The organism is Dactylosporangium sp. CS-047395 (genome assembly GCF_050942185.1).
In the GTDB taxonomy this organism is placed as follows: domain Bacteria; phylum Actinomycetota; class Actinomycetes; order Mycobacteriales; family Micromonosporaceae; genus Dactylosporangium.
Genome location: NZ_CP192015.1, coordinates 1408138 through 1422261, shown reverse-complemented (window position 1 = coordinate 1422261; position 14124 = coordinate 1408138). Strand labels below are relative to the sequence as shown.

At 69.4% G+C, this 14124-nt stretch carries 10 protein-coding genes; 4 read left to right on the top strand and 6 right to left on the bottom strand.

Translation table 11 applies throughout. From position 1 onward, the window contains the following. The first annotated feature begins 57 nt into the window (after positions 1–57). From ACQP00_RS06590 to ACQP00_RS06575, 4 genes are read left to right on the top strand one after another with little or no spacing between them, the layout of a single operon-like run. Positions 58–984: a Wzz/FepE/Etk N-terminal domain-containing protein gene (locus tag ACQP00_RS06590; RefSeq protein WP_433215824.1), complete on the top strand. Its 927-nt coding sequence runs from the start codon at positions 58–60 to the stop codon at positions 982–984. 1 nt (position 985) lies between these two features. Further along, positions 986–2386 (top strand): O-antigen ligase family protein, encoded by a 1401-nt coding sequence (locus ACQP00_RS06585; protein WP_433215821.1) that lies wholly within the window; start codon positions 986–988, stop codon positions 2384–2386. Further along, positions 2383–3870, top strand: coding sequence for a lipopolysaccharide biosynthesis protein (locus tag ACQP00_RS06580; protein WP_433215819.1), 1488 nt, complete (start codon positions 2383–2385; stop codon positions 3868–3870). The genes ACQP00_RS06585 and ACQP00_RS06580 overlap by 4 nt, the downstream gene beginning before the upstream one ends. A 22-nt stretch (positions 3871–3892) precedes the next feature. Further along, positions 3893–4690 carry a glycosyltransferase family 2 protein gene (locus ACQP00_RS06575; protein WP_433215816.1) on the top strand — a complete coding sequence of 266 codons (798 nt, stop codon included), beginning with the start codon at positions 3893–3895 and terminating at the stop codon, positions 4688–4690. Between the two features lie 55 nt (positions 4691–4745). On the opposite strand, the gene ACQP00_RS06570 is transcribed toward ACQP00_RS06575, so the two are convergent. From ACQP00_RS06570 to ACQP00_RS06545, 6 genes are all read right to left on the bottom strand, one after another. Next, a complete protein-coding gene (locus ACQP00_RS06570; protein WP_433215813.1) occupies positions 4746–5789 on the bottom strand; it encodes a glycosyltransferase family 2 protein in 1044 nt (347 codons plus the stop codon). 83 nt (positions 5790–5872) lie between these two features. Continuing rightward, entirely contained in the window at positions 5873–9070 is a 3198-nt protein-coding gene (locus ACQP00_RS06565; protein ID WP_433215810.1) for a DUF4082 domain-containing protein, read from the bottom strand. A 210-nt stretch (positions 9071–9280) separates the two neighbouring features. Next, positions 9281–10402, bottom strand: coding sequence for a biotin/lipoyl-containing protein (locus tag ACQP00_RS06560; protein ID WP_433215807.1), 1122 nt, complete (start codon positions 10400–10402; stop codon positions 9281–9283). A gap of 26 nt (positions 10403–10428) precedes the next feature. Next, entirely contained in the window at positions 10429–11439 is a 1011-nt protein-coding gene (locus ACQP00_RS06555; RefSeq protein WP_433215804.1) for an alpha-ketoacid dehydrogenase subunit beta, read from the bottom strand. Beyond that, complete coding sequence (locus ACQP00_RS06550; RefSeq protein ID WP_433215801.1) at positions 11436–12434, bottom strand: thiamine pyrophosphate-dependent dehydrogenase E1 component subunit alpha; 999 nt, start codon at positions 12432–12434, stop codon at positions 11436–11438. The genes ACQP00_RS06555 and ACQP00_RS06550 overlap by 4 nt, the downstream gene beginning before the upstream one ends. Before the next feature lie 187 nt (positions 12435–12621). Then, the gene (locus ACQP00_RS06545) at positions 12622–13872 is read right to left on the bottom strand and encodes a hypothetical protein (protein WP_433215798.1); all 1251 of its coding nucleotides are present in this window, start codon (positions 13870–13872) and stop codon (positions 12622–12624) included. Positions 13873–14124: the final 252 nt, after the last annotated feature.

Sequence of the window (14124 nt, the reverse complement as noted above, 5' to 3'; positions counted from 1 at the left end):
TGCAATTCGGGGCCACTGCGCCCATCACCACGCGTCCTGAAGGGACTTGGAGGGGCCATGGACCTCGGCGAGATCCTTCGGGTACTTCGCAAGCGCTGGCTGGTCGTCGTGCCGATGTTCGTGTTGGCGCTGGGACTGGGCGTGACCGCGTTCTTCGTGGTGCCCAACACCTACGAGTCGTACACGACGGTGAGCCTGCTGAGCTCGTCCATGAAGACGGAAGTGGCCACCAAGGGCAACGACAACCCCTTCATGACGTTCGACTCGTCGCTGATCGCGACCGCCGACTTCCTCGGCCGCAGCCTGCAGTCCACCGACTCGGTGGAGGAGCTCAAGCGGCAGGGGGTCACGGAGAAGTACGCGGTCGCGCTGGCCGACGGCGCCCAGGGCCCGTTCCTCACCTTCACGGTCACCGGCTCGGACAAGGCGCACGTGCTGCGCTCGACGGCCACGCTGGCCAAGTTCGCCAACGAGCGGCTGACCGCGATCCAGCAGCAGAACGGCGTCAAGACGCAGGACATGATCCGGATGACCGAGATCGTCCCGCCGCAGACGCCGGAGACGAAGGCCAAGAAGAAGATCGAGATCGTGCTGGCCGCGACCGGCGGCATGATCGCGCTGACCCTGCTGGTGACCTTCGTGATGGAGAGCGTGAGCCGCAACAAGGCCCGCCGCCAGTCCGGGGAGCCGAAGTCGAGCACGGGCACCCTGACCGAGCCCGACCGCGTGGCCCGCCCGGCGCTGCCCGCCTCGGCCTCGGCCACCGTGACCACGCTGTCGCCGCCGTCCTCGCGCCCCGCCCCGATCCAGGTGGTGTGGTCGGAGGTGCCGCTCGACTCGACGGTCGTGCTCGACATGGACAAGGGCGGCAAGACCGAGCTGATCGAGCGGGTCGAGGAGACCGACCAGACGGTCGTGCTCAAGATGCCCGTCAAGCCCACCGGCGACAAGGGCTCGGCCAACGGGCGCCGGGGCTCCCGCTGAAGTGGTCGCTGTCGTCCCGCCGTCGAACCAATCGGGCTCGACGCCCGTCGCGCGTGGGGCCGCCCAGCCGTCCGTGCTGCGCCGCCTCGGCTCGATCTACACGTCGCGGCGCGCGGCGCCCCGGCGCGGGCCGGCCTTCGCGCTGTCCGTCTACATTGTCCTGTTGTTGTGCCTGCCGGCCCGGATCGTCCTGCCCGGCCTGGGCGCCACCGGCACCATCGCCAACGTCTTCATCCTGACCGCCCTGGTCTGGTACGGCGTCAGCTGGCTGATGCGGCGGATCACGCCGGCCCGGTACACCCGATTACCGCGCGTCGCGATGTTCGTCTTCGCGGTGGCTGTGCTGCTGAGCTACATCGCCGCGGCCCGCCGGGACAGCTCGGCCCTGGAGTCCAGCGCGGGCGACCGGGGCCTGATCCAGCTGCTGGCCTGGTTCCCGCTGGTGCTGCTGGCCACCTCCCTGCGCGAGTACGCCGACCTGGACCGCCTGCTGCGCCTGCTCGTCCGCTGCGCCGCCCTCATCGGCCTCGTGGCGATCCTCGAGTTCCTGACCAAGACCAGCCTGACCGCGTGGATGGTGCTGCCTGGTCTGTCCGGCGGTGGCGGCAGTGCCGAACTGGTGACCCGCGGTGACTTCGTGCGCCCGACGGCGACCGCCGCGCACTCCCTCGAACTGGCCACGGTCATGGCCCTCGCCCTGCCCTTCGCCCTGCAACAGGGGTTCAACCCGGTCCGCAAGGGCGTCATCCGCAACTGGCTGCCGGTCGCGATCATCGCGCTCTCGGCCGTGATGACGGTCTCCCGGACCTCGGTCATCGGCGTCGTCATCGTCTTCCTGACCCTGCTGCCGACCTGGCCCGCGAAGCGGCTGGGGCCGACGATGGCCGCGCTGACCGTCGGCGTCGGTGCCGCCAGCGTCGCCCTGCCGGGCCTGCTGGGCACGCTGATCGGGCTCTTCTCGGCGTTCCTCAACGGCGGCGACAACAGCACGAACTCGCGCGAGGCGACGTCGGCGGTCATCTCGCAGTACTTCGAGGAACGCCCGTGGACCGGCCGGGGCTACGGCACCTTCCTGCCCCTGATGTACCGGTACACGGACAACGAGTACCTGCTCGCGCTGGTCGAGATGGGCATCCTGGGCGTGGCCGCCGTGGTGCTCGTCTACATCGTGTGCTTCCATTGCGGCGCCGCGGGTCGCCGGCGCTTCGCCGACCCGGCGAAGCGGGAGACGGGGCAGGGCTTCGTCGCCGTCGGTTTCGTCATGCTCGTGGTCACCGCGACCTTCGACACGCTCAGCTTCCCGATGGTCGCCGGGCTGTCATTCCTGATGATGGGACTCTCCGGGGCGTACCTCGGCATGGCCCGCCAGGACCAGATGCTGAGGGGAGAACCGTCGCTGTGACGGAGCTGAACCGGAAGGTCGCGGCGGCGACCCGCTGGAGCCTGATCAACACCATCGTGCGCCGCGTCGGCACCTTCGCCAGCGGCGTGGTGCTCGCGCGGCTCTTCTTCGGCCCGACCGAGTGGGGCCTCTACGCCGTCGGCCTGCTGGTGCTGGCGATGCTGCTGTCGCTCAACGAGATGGGCGTGAGCCTCGCGCTGGTGCGCTGGGAAGGCGACATCAAGCGGTTCGCGCCGACGGTGCTGACCCTCTCGACCGCCTCCAGCACGGCGTTCTACGTTTTGCTGTACGTCACGGCGCCGACCGTGGCCCGCCTGCTGGGCTCGCCGGACGCCACGATGATGCTGCGCCTGCTGTGCCTGAGCGTCATCATCGACGGCATCGCCTGCGTGCCCCTGGCCAAGCTCAACCGCGACTTCGAGCAGTTCTGGCGCACGATCGTCGACATCCTCAACTTCGTGGTGAACACGGCCGTGACCATCGTGCTCGCCGCGATGCACGTCGGCGCGCTCGCCTTCGCGTGGGGCTCGCTGGCCGGCAACATCGTCGCGCTGGTCGGCTTCTCGCTGGCCGCGCCGGGCATGCTGAAGTTCGGCTGGGACCGGCAGCTGGCCGGGAAGTTGTACCGCTTCGGCCTCCCCCTGGCCGCCGCCAGCCTGCTGACGCTGGGCATCGTGAACCTCGACTCGGTCGTCGTCGGCTCGATCCTCGGCCCGGCCGCCCTGGGCCTGTACGCGATGGCCTTCAACATGTCGAGCTGGCCGGTGCGGATGGTCTCGGAGACGGCCCGGCGCGTCTCGTTCGCCGGCTTCTCCCGGCTGGCCGACTCCCCCGACGCGTTCGCGGCCGGCTTCACCCGGGCCCTGTCCCTGGTCGTGGCCGCCTCGGTGCCGATGTGCGTGCTGCTCGGCGTGCTCGCCTACCCGGTCATCCGGTTCGTCTACGGCGACCAGTGGGGCGGTGCCGCGGTGGCGCTGCAGTGGCTGGTCGTGCTCGGCTTCGTCCGCGTGACCGTGGAGCTGGCCTACGACGGCATCGCCGCCCGCCGCCGCGAGACGCTGATGCTCATGCAGGGCTGGTGGCTCTTCGCGCTGATCCCGATCCTGATCTGGTTCGCCCACGTGTGGGGCATCGACGGCGTGGCGGCCGGCCAGGCGCTCGTGGCGGGCGTCCTGGTCGCCCCGGTGTTCCTGTTCGTGCTGCACCGGATGGGCATCCGCACCGGCGGCGTGCTGCGCGCCTGCCTGATGCCCGCCCTCGGCGGCATCGCCATGGGCCTGGCCGCGTGGGGCGTGCACCGCGCCATCGGCAACGGGTTCGTCGGGCTCGCGCTGGCCGGTGTGGCGGGCACCGTGGTCTACCTGCCGTTCGTCTGGCCGCTCGTGCGCAGCCTGCGCACCAGGCCCCAGCAGCCCACGGAGCCGGCTCCGGCCTCCGACCCGCTGATCCTCACGGCCGCCGGGCCGGAGGTCAAGGTTCCCTAGGGGAGACCCCACAGTGATCCGTATGGTCAAACGACGGCTGCGGGCCCGGTTCGGGTGGATGCCGCTGGAGGAGATGCGCAACAAGGTGGTGCTGGGCCACACGGCCCTCGCCCTGCGCCGGTTCGAGGACGCCGAGGTGCGCCGGCTGGTGGCCACGCTGCCGGGCGGGCAGCGCCCCAAGGCCCGGGTGGCGACCGTGGTGCTGACCTACAAGCGCCCCGAGCGGCTGCTGCTGGCGGTCGAGTCGGTGCTCGCCCAGACCGTGCGCGACCAGGTCGTCATCGTCGTCGACGACGGCGGCGGCCTGCCCGCGCTGCCGGCCGACCCGCGCCTGCACGCGGTCAGCATCCGGCACAACATCAACGTCCCCGGCGTCGGGCGCAACATCGGCATCCGGCTCACCGACTCGCGGTTCGTCGCGTTCCTGGACGACGACAACACCTGGCAGCCCAACCACCTGCAGGTGGCGCTGGACCGGCTGGACGGCCCGGAGAGCGACGGGGACCGGCCGGACGCGGTCTACACCGCCATGCGCCGGCTGCTGCCCGACGGGAGCGTCCGGGACATCCTTTCGGTGCCGTACGACCGCAAGCTCGCGTGGGAACGCTGCTTCTTCGACCCGAACCCGTTCGTCGCCCGGCGCATCCCGGACCTGCACTACAGCCGGCTGCGGCGGAACAAGGCGGTCGCGCCGAAGGAGGACTGGGAGCTCATCTACCGCTTCGGCCGGCGCAACCGGGTCGAGCACATCCCGGAGCCGACCGTCGACTACGTGGTGAACCCCGACAGCTACTGGACCCCCTGGGAACTGACCTCCTGACAAAGCAGAAGCGCCCCTTGTGTACTGCACACAAGGGGCGCTTCTCGCTGCAGGCTCAGATGCCGCGGCGCTTCCAGGACTGCCACCACAGCCACTCGCGGCCCTTGTTGGCGACGGCCGACAGGACCAGCGGCTGCAGGTACGGCATCGCCTGCGGCCCGATCTGCCGCCGGATCTTCAGCCCGCGGTACTCCGGCAGCTCCTTGTAGTCCGGCCAGCAGTCGGCCGCGAACGCGAGCAGCTCGTCCATCGGCACGGTCGCGGTGCGGCCGCGGTCGTAGGCCCGCACCACCCGCCGCAGCGCGTAGCGGGCCAGCCGCCGGTGCACCATGGCGTCCAGCTCGGCCTTGTTCGGCAGCAGGTCGCCGCACTTGGTCAGGACCGCCTCGTAGGCCGCCTTGCGCTCGTACAGGTCGTTGAGCTGCCCGGCGTAGTCCGTGAGCGACATGTTGTCGCCGTGCAGGCGGTAGAAGGCCTGATCCGCGCGCACGTAGCCGACGTCGGCGTGGGCGGCCAGCCGCATCCACATCTCGATGTCGCCGGCGGCCGGCAGGTCGAGGTCGTAGCCGCCGACCTTGTGCTGCAGCGAGGTGCGGACCACCACCTCGGGCGAGGTGATGCAGCCGGTGCCCTCGCGGAAGCGCCGCTCCAGCCACCAGTGGCCGGGCCACACGGTGGTGCCGCGGTCCTCGGTGCGGGCCGGCGGGGGCGGTCCGGGGTGCTGGAAGTGCACCGGGTGCCCGTAGACGAAGCCGACGTTCGGGTTGGCGTCCAGCAGGGCCACGGCCCGGGTGAGCGCGCCCGGGGTGAGCATGTCGTCGGCCGAGAGCAGCACCGAGTAGTCGCCGTCGGCCCAGTCCATCAGGCCCTCGTTGTACGTGCGGGTGTGCCGCATGTTCTGCTCGTGCACCCGTACCTCGACCCGCGAGTCGGCCGCCGCGATCGCGCGCGCCTTGTCGGCCGAGTCGTCCGGGGAGCAGTCATCGATGATCAGCACCCGGATGTCGAGGCCCGGGTTGGTGTCCAGGACGCTGCTCACGCAGTCGGCGAGGTAATGGCCGTATTTGTAACACGGAATGACCACACTGACCGAACTCATCTGCCACCTTAATGCCGCGTGAATTGCCGTCGCTACACGAGAAATGGCCCGCACCCCTCGCGGATGCGGGCCATTTCATCGTCTCACGGGGTCGTGAAGATCACATCAACCCAGTAGTTGGTCGCATTCCAGGTGTTCGTCGGGAACACGACGTCGTTGCTCTGCCGGAACAGGCCGTTGTTCTCGGATACACCGGTCAGCGGGTAGTTCTGCATCGGCTGCCCGAAGAATCCGCTGTTGTAGGCGTAATGCCCGACCGTCGTGTGGTACGAGACCACGTACGGCGTATTGGCGGTGATCGACACCGGCGTCGAGAACGTCATGGTCTGCCACCCGGAGGCGGTCTCGTTCTCGAACGTGCCCGTCGCGAGCTGCTGGCCGGTGTTCGACCACAGCGTGCCGCTGTGCGGGCCGGTGTTCTCGGCGCTCTTGTAGAACCGGACGCCGGTGATCTTGCCGTCCACGGCCGAGGTGAACCGCATGCCCAGCTCCAGCGAGGCGACCTCGCTGGCGCTCGCGTTGGCCGGCACCGTGGTGTCGTTCCACAGCGAGCACGGGCAGCTCACCTGGCCGCTGCCGCCCGTGGTGAACGACCACACCGACGGCGCGAGCATCGCGTTGCCGAACGCATCGGTCGCCTGCACGGAGGCCTGGTAGGTCGTCGACGGGGACAGCACCCCGGTCGGCTGCAGCGTCGCCGTCTTGGTGGTGGCGTTGTAGCTGACCACCCCCGGGACGTTGGTGCTGCCGCCGGTGGTGAGCGTGAACTGGATCGCCGACGGGTTGAGGGCCTGGCTGAACGTCGCCGTCACGGCGGTGTTCAGGCCGGCGTCCGTCGCGTTCGCGGCGGGCGTGCGGGCCGTGACCGTTGGCGGGTTCGAGGTCGCCCCGGCGGTGGTGACGATGGCGTCGACCCAGTAGTTGGTGTCGTTCCAGCTCTGGTTCGGGAAGCCGCCGCCGTACTTGTACACGCCGTTCGGACCGTCCACACCGGACTTCAGCTGCGTGATCGCGGCCTGGCCGGCGCCCTTGGTGGCGAAGTAGGCGCTGTCGTAGGAGTAGCGCCCGGTCGGCGTGTAGTACGACACGATGTACGTGGTGTTCGGCGCGACCGGCACCGGGTTCGCGAACGTCATCGTCTGCCAGCCCGTGGCCGACTCACCGCTGAACTCGCCCTGCGCCAGCAGCTGGCCGCTGGAGGACCAGAGCTTGCCCAGGTGCGTGCCGGTGTTGGCGGCGGACTTGTAGAACTTGACGCCCAGCACCTGGCTCGCCGTCGGCACCCGGAACTTCACGCCGAGCTCGTTCGGACCGGAGTCGAAGGAGTCGACGTTCGTCGGCACCGTGCTGGCCGGGTAGGTGCTGCAGGGGCACTGCTGCGAGCCGACGGTCACCGAGAGGCTCGCGACCGCACCGAGGTTCAGGCTGTCGTCCGAGGCCCGGACCTTGATGGTGGCCGCGCCCGGCGCACCCGGCGTCCAGGTGTAGCTCCAGGTGCCCAGGCCGTTGGCCTTGGCCCAGGTGGTGCCGCCGTCGGTGGAGATCTCGACCCGGCCGAGCTGCCCGCCGCCGACCTCGGCGGCCGTGCCGGTGATGTTGACCGGGCTCGCCGCCGGCACGTTGGCGCCGGAGGCCGGGGACGTGATGGTCACGTTCGGGCCGGTGGTGTCGGTGGACTTGGCGGCCAGGTTGAGCCCGGCCATCAGGGTCAGCGGCTGCGAGCTCATGTCGGCCAGCAGGTTCACCGTGGCCTGCTGCATCTTCTTGTCCTCGACGCTGGTCGGCCCCGAGTGGAAGGCGGCCAGGCCCCACGCCCACTGCACCGTGCCGGCCCCGAAGACCAGGGCCTTGGAGGTCGGGTCGCGGTACATCATCAGGCTGTGCGTCTCGACGCCGTTGCCGTAGTTGTTGCCGTGGTCCTGGTCGAGCAGCAGTGTGCCGTCGGTGAGGTTCAGCGTGGTCGAGGAGAACGCGACGGCGCCCGCCGGGCGGACGGCGTTCTCCTTGTCCGAGTCCCACTCGTAGCCCAGCGAGCCGGCCGCGAGCGTGGAGACCTGACCGGCCTGCAGGTTGTTGATGGCCGGGATGCCGCGCCACAGCCGCAGGTCCTTGTAGGCCGCCGGGACGGTGATCGCGTCCTGCCGGTAGCCGTTGACCGTGAACAGGGTGCCGGTCAGCTGGTTCGGCGGCTTGTTGCCGCCCTTGCCCGCGCCGTCGGTGTCGACCCAGGTGCCGGTCCACTGGCCGCTCGGGTCGGCGGTGCCGTTCGGCGGCGACTGGCTGAGCTTGGTCTCCTTGTAGCAGACCAGCGTCCGGTCGGCGGCCGCACCGGTGGAGATGGACGGCTCGAAGCGGGTGCGCCAGAAGACCTCGTTACCGCTGAAGAACGCCAGGTTGACCCCGGCGGCCTTGGCCGCGGTGACGTTGTCCCACTGCTTCTGGTTCCAGTACTCGTCGTGCCCGGAGGACATGAAGACCTTGTGCTGCAGCAGCATCGCGGCGTTGTTCGACACGTCGATGGACGACGCGTAGCTCACGTTGTACCCGTTGCGCTCCAGGAACTGGATCATCGGGAACTCGGAGGAGAAGACGCCGTTGTCGCCGGCGGTGCGCAGGGGCCGGTTGTAGCTCACCTTGTACGCACGGCCGTCGAGGGCCGGGCCGCCGCCCTGGTAGAGGTTCTGGCCGCCCCAGTCGTTGTAGGCCTGCCAGGTCTGGTCCGAGGTCTGCACCAGGATGTCGGAGTGGCTCGAGTTGTTGGTCACGACGAACGGGTAGGGCATGAACCCGTTGTTGTCCGTCTGGTCCAGCATGAGCAGGTAGACGCCCGAGACCGCGTCCGACGGGACGGTCCAGGTGACGTTGGTGGTCCAGTTGCCGCAGTCGACCAGCCCGGTGCCGGAGTCGTGCAGGCACGGGTCCTGGGTCTTCTGGGCGTAGATCGTCGTCGGCGAGGTCGGCATCTTGCGGGCGCCGAGGCCGCCGTAGTAGCCGAGCCGGTAGATCGACACCCGGAACGTCGAGGCGGGCGAGTTCACCTTGGCCTGCAGGGTCTCGCCGGGCTGCACGCTCTCCTTGGTGGTGAAGCCCTCGATGTCGCCCCAGGAGTTCTCCGAGTACCAGTCCTCGATCGGCGACCCGGTCTTCGAGTTCTCACAGGTGATCGGGTTGGACCCCGCCCCGCAGGGGTCGAATGTCGCAGCATTTCCCGCGGACGGTACGCACGCCACCGCGGCGACGACCACCGCCGCGGCTAAGCCGGTTATGAACCGAGACCTCATGTCTTCGCCCTATTTCCGTAACGACGTCAGCATCATCCGCAGCATCCCAGGACTCGTTCGGGAGCTTACGTTCCCTGTGCCACAAGGCAAGAATTCATCGCATTAAAGCAGATGGCCTGCAGTCCAGCATCTTCCAGATCAATGTCCGACAGAAACAGCCGGACGGCCCATTCACCGCTGACCGGCCGTGTCGGCGCCCTTACGCTCGCGTCAGGTGCGGCGGGGCACGACGGTGGTGGTGACGATCTTCGTCTTGACGGCGTGGTCGGCGGGCACCGACGTGACGATCACCGACCCCGACGCCACCTGGACACCGTCCCCGAGCTCGACGTTCGGCTCCAGGAAGATGCCGGTGCCGAGCCGGATCCGGTCCCGCAGGGTCACCTTGCCCGACGCGACGCAGGACGGCCCGGTCGCATTGTCGGATCCGACCACGCTGTGGTGGTCGAAGGAGTTGTACGCGGACAGGAAATTGTTGTCCCCCATGCGCACGCCGGTGCCGAGATGGCAGAACGCGCAGATGATGTTGCCCTGACCGATTTCCACGTCGGTGGCGATCTTCGCGGTCGGGTCGATCGCATTGGCGAGCGGAATGCCCGCCTCGGCGCAAATCTTGCGGAATCGGGCGCGGATGTCCACCGATGTCCCGATCGCGATGATGGCGGCCTCGCACGCGCCCGCGGCGAACAGCTCGGCCAGCCGGTCGGTGCCGCCGACGACCGGCACCCCGTGCACGTCCCCGCCCCAGCGGCCGGAGTCGTCGTCGAGGATGGCCACCGCCTGCTGGGTGGGCACCTTGCTGAAGATGTCGATGACCTGGGTCGCGCCGCCCGCGCCGCCGATGACCAGGATGCGGGCCACGCCCGGCTCCGCGGCCAGCGGGGCCGGCATCGCGGAGTAGTCCACGGTGACCGGCACGGCCGCGGCCGCCTCCACGTCCTTGACCGTGAGCAGCCGGGAACCGTCGAACGTGGACAGGTCGACGCCCAGCTCCTCCGCCCGCGCGATGGCCTTGACCGTGGCCCGGACCTGCGTGGGCGCGGCCGATCGGGCCTCGGCCTCGGCGGCCAGCTTGTCGGAGTACGCCTGCAGCTCCGACACGCCCTCGAAGAGCATCGCCACCGGCTCGGTCAGCGCCAGCTCCTGGCCCTTGCGGGCGAGGTGCAGCACGATGCCGGCCTCGGGCGCGTAGACCTCCAGCACCGCCTTGCTGGTCTCGACCTCGACCAGCAGCGCGCCCGACTCGACCTTGTCACGGTCGTCGACGAACCAGGTCACCACGATGCCGTGCTCGCTGTTGACGTCGTTCGTCGGCACCAGGACTGGCTTCACGGTCTGTCTCCTCCGGTGAACTGCGATCAGGCGGCGGCGGCACGGATGGCCGCCTCGATCTGCTCCTCGCCGACCAGCATCCGGCTCTCCCGCTGCTTCGAGGAGGGGATGACGGTGGGCGTGCTGGCGACCACGTCGACCGGCCGGCGCAGCTCGCCGAACAGCCGCTGCGAGATGACGGCGGCGGCCTCGGTCCCCCAGGACCAGCCGCTCACGCCCTCCTCGACGGTGATGAGCCGGCCGGTGGCCCGCACCGAGCGCTCCACCGGCGCCCAGTCCATCGGGGCGATCTGGGCCGGCACCAGCAGCTCGGCGAAGATCTCCTCCTCGACCGCCAGCCGCTCGATCACGCGGGCGGCGAGCATGGCCTGGTAGCCGTACGCGAGCACGGTCATCGTGCAGTCGTGCCGCGGCACCGCCGACAGCCGCACGGTCGGCAGCGCGCCCGGGCTCGCGTCCTGCGCGGCCAGCAGGTCGCCGACCAGGCCGCCGGTGGGCAGCGCGAGGTGCTGCGGGTAGAGCAGCTTGTGCTCGATGTACAGCACCGGGCTGTCCTGACCCAGGAAGTCGGCGAAGGCGTCCTTCGGGTCGTGGTACAGCGACGCCGCCACCACCCGCAGGTGCGGCACGCCGAGGAAGTGCTTCTCCAGGCTCTGGCTGTGGGTCGGCCCGTAGCCGCGGTGCCCGCCCGAGGGGGCCCGGATCACCACGGGGCAGGTGGCCTGCCCGGCGTACATCGCCTGGTACTTCACGATGTGGTTGACGACCTGGTCGAACACCAGCGTCAGGAAGTCGCCGAACATGATCTCGGCGATCGGCCGCTTGCCCGCGAGCGCGAGGCCGGCCGAGATCCCGGCGACGGCGCCCTCGCTGATCGGGGTGGTGCGCACCCGGGCCGGGAAGTCCGTGGACAGTCCGCGGGTCACCTTGAAGGCGCCGCCGTACGGGTCGGCGATGTCCTCGCCGAGCACGACCACGCGGGGATCGTTGGTGAGGCTCACGCGCAGGGCGTCGCCCAGCTCCTTGGCGAAGATCACGGCAGCGCCCTCGCCGTCGCCACGACCTCGCCCAGCGCGGTCTCGACCTCCTCGTCGATCGCGCGGCGGTCGGCCTCGCTGAGCCGGCGGCCGTGCACGACCAGCGGCTCGACCAGCCAGTGGGCGGCGATCTCCTCCTCGGGCCGCTCGTCGTCGCTCTTGGAGTGGTGGCACAGCCGGTACGTGTGGATGAGCAGCACCCGCGGCCCGCCGCCGGACCGTACGGCGTCGATCTCGGCCTTGGCGATCTCGCTCAGCTCGACCACGTCGGTGCTGTCGACCTCGCGCACCGGCACGTCGAACGCCTCGAACCGGGCGGCCATGCTGCCGGCCAGGTTGGTCGCGACCGGCGTGCTCTGCGCCCACGCGTTGTCCTCGCACACCACCAGCAGCGGCAGGCGCCAGAGGGCGGCCATGTTCATGGTCTCGTAGACCATGCCCTCACCGAGGGTGCCGTCGCCGATGAACACCACGCTCACCATGTCCGCGCCGTCGAGCTGGCCGGCCATCGCGATGCCCGCGGCGGCCGGGACGATGCCGCCCTGCACGCCGTTGGACTTGAAGCCGGGGGCGCAGATGTGCTGGCTGCCGCCGATGCCGTGGCACATGCCGGCTTCCTTGCCCATGATCTCGGCGATCAGCCCGAGGGCGTCGCCGGTGCGGGCCAGGTAGTGGCCGTGGCAGCGGTGGTTGCTGAACACGTGGTCGCCGTCGGCGAGGTGCTCCATCACGGCCACCGCGTCGGCCTCCTGCCCGATGCAGGCGTGCGTGGTGCCGTTGAGCAGACCCTCCTCGAACAGCGCGAGCAGCGTCTCCTCGAAACGGCGGATGAAGCGCATCCGGCGGTACAGCCGGTGGTCGTCGGGCTCGCCCGTCCTTCCGGTGAGCCGCTCGTCGGTCGCGACTGGGCTGAGGCCGGTCGGACCGGGTCGCGGGGTCTGCACCCCGGGCCCGGCGTGGGCGATCAGGGCCGGCGGGGACGCCGTCGACACCATGGGCTTTCCTTCCCCAGCGCTGTCACGAGAACGTGAGCGATGCATTGTGCTCGGCGGCCGAACGCGGCCACGATACCCGGCTCCCAGGACCGGAAGGGTCGGCCGTGAGCGCAGAAAACGGTCCATACAAGTCGTGAATGCGACTCGTGGACTGGGTTTTGTTACACATGCCACTCGGACCGGATCGTCACGCCGGCTTCTGCACCGCCTGGGCCAATGGCGTTCCGTCGATGGCGCCGGCCAGGTTGTCGCTCCACTCGGCGTAGGTCACCTTGCAGCCGCCGGTGCAGTTGCCGGTGCTGCCGTAGTGCGTGGGGCCGAAGACGTTGCCGCGCACCCGCAGGTTCTGCCCGTCCTGGGCCCAGAAGCCGTAGGCGCCGAGCGAGATGAAGTTGTTCTGCACGGTGTAGTTGGTCAGCGTCGAGCCGCCCGCGCTCTGGGTGAACAGCACCGCGGTGATGGCCTTCCAGTAGTTCGGGATCTCCTGGCCGGTGAAGGCGTCCACGCCGGGCTCGAGCCGGCTGTTGCGGATCTCCAGCGGGCCGCTGCCGCCGTACGGGAACACGCCGCCCGTGTGCGCCGCCCCGATGTCGGTCAGGTTGGCGATGTAGTTGTCGTGCAGCCAGCTGTTCTCGATCGTGACGTTCTGCCCGCACAGGCACATTCCACCGGTATTGGCCACGTCGACCTTGTTCAGATGAATGGTGCATGTCTCGCAATCATTGATTGCGTGGTCGTTGAGCGCCGCACCCTTCTGGCCCAGTCCCACCGGCTCCGGGCGAATCGTGGTGTTCGAGATGTTCAGCGTGAGTTTGCCCGAAGAATTCGCGTTGACCAGAATCGCGCGATTCGCGGAACCGGGCGGTGGAGCGATGATTGAGTTCGTGATAGTGACCGTGCCGTGGCAGTCGGTGCCGATGTAGATATACCCGTGGATGTACTTGTGGTCCAGTGTGATGTTCCCGCAGGTGTACAGGTTGTACGCCTTGCTCTGGCTCTCGCTGGCGGCCACTTCCTGATATCCGGCCGGCACCGGCAGCTTCGCGTCCGACTGCTTGTATTTGCCGACGCCGGGCGCACCCACCGAGTAGCGGGCCGGGTACTTTCCGTCGCCGGTACTGCCGCCGCGGCCGTTCCCGCCGCTGCCCGCACCGGGCGGCGCGCTCGCCGGCCGGCCGCTGCCGGACGGCTTGGCGCTGCCGAGGCCCGCGCTGCCGGGATCGACCTCGCCCGGCGCCAGCGCCTCCCCGCCCGCGCCCGACGCACCGGCCGACGCGCTGCACTGCTCCGCCGTCTGACCAGCGGGGCAGCCGACCGCCGGGGCGGTGCTGCCGGTCAGCACCCACGCACCGGCACCCGCGACGAGAAGCACTGCGGCCGCAGCGATCAACATCAATCCCTTGCGACCGAGCCATGCGCTTTTGATCGAGTGCACCATTGGCCATGTCCCCCTAAGGATGGCAAGTAAGCCTCGGCTACCTCAAGCTGCGAGCAGGACGCAGTGTATGCGACGAGAAATCCATGTCCATTCACGGGTCGATTTGATCGCAGCGCAGCTCACAGCGAATGATCAGCGCATCGGATGTTGCACAGAAAGGATCACTGTGCCAGATTTCCGTCAGTGCTGTGGCATTGCTTGACGGCGGCGGTAGCTTGCCCGTGCTGTGTGCGCCTCGTGCTGACACGTTGT

Excerpts from the sequence above, each read along its gene's own strand:
- ACQP00_RS06575 (WP_433215816.1), top strand. The coding sequence starts at position 3,893 with ATGGTCAAACGACGGCTGCGGGCCCGGTTCGGGTGGATGCCGCTGGAG.
- ACQP00_RS06550 (WP_433215801.1), bottom strand. The coding sequence starts at position 12,434 with ATGGTGTCGACGGCGTCCCCGCCGGCCCTGATCGCCCACGCCGGGCCC.
- ACQP00_RS06565 (WP_433215810.1), bottom strand. The coding sequence starts at position 9,070 with ATGAGGTCTCGGTTCATAACCGGCTTAGCCGCGGCGGTGGTCGTCGCC.
- ACQP00_RS06545 (WP_433215798.1), bottom strand. The coding sequence starts at position 13,872 with ATGGTGCACTCGATCAAAAGCGCATGGCTCGGTCGCAAGGGATTGATG.
- ACQP00_RS06590 (WP_433215824.1), top strand. The coding sequence starts at position 58 with ATGGACCTCGGCGAGATCCTTCGGGTACTTCGCAAGCGCTGGCTGGTC.
- ACQP00_RS06570 (WP_433215813.1), bottom strand. The coding sequence starts at position 5,789 with ATGAGTTCGGTCAGTGTGGTCATTCCGTGTTACAAATACGGCCATTAC.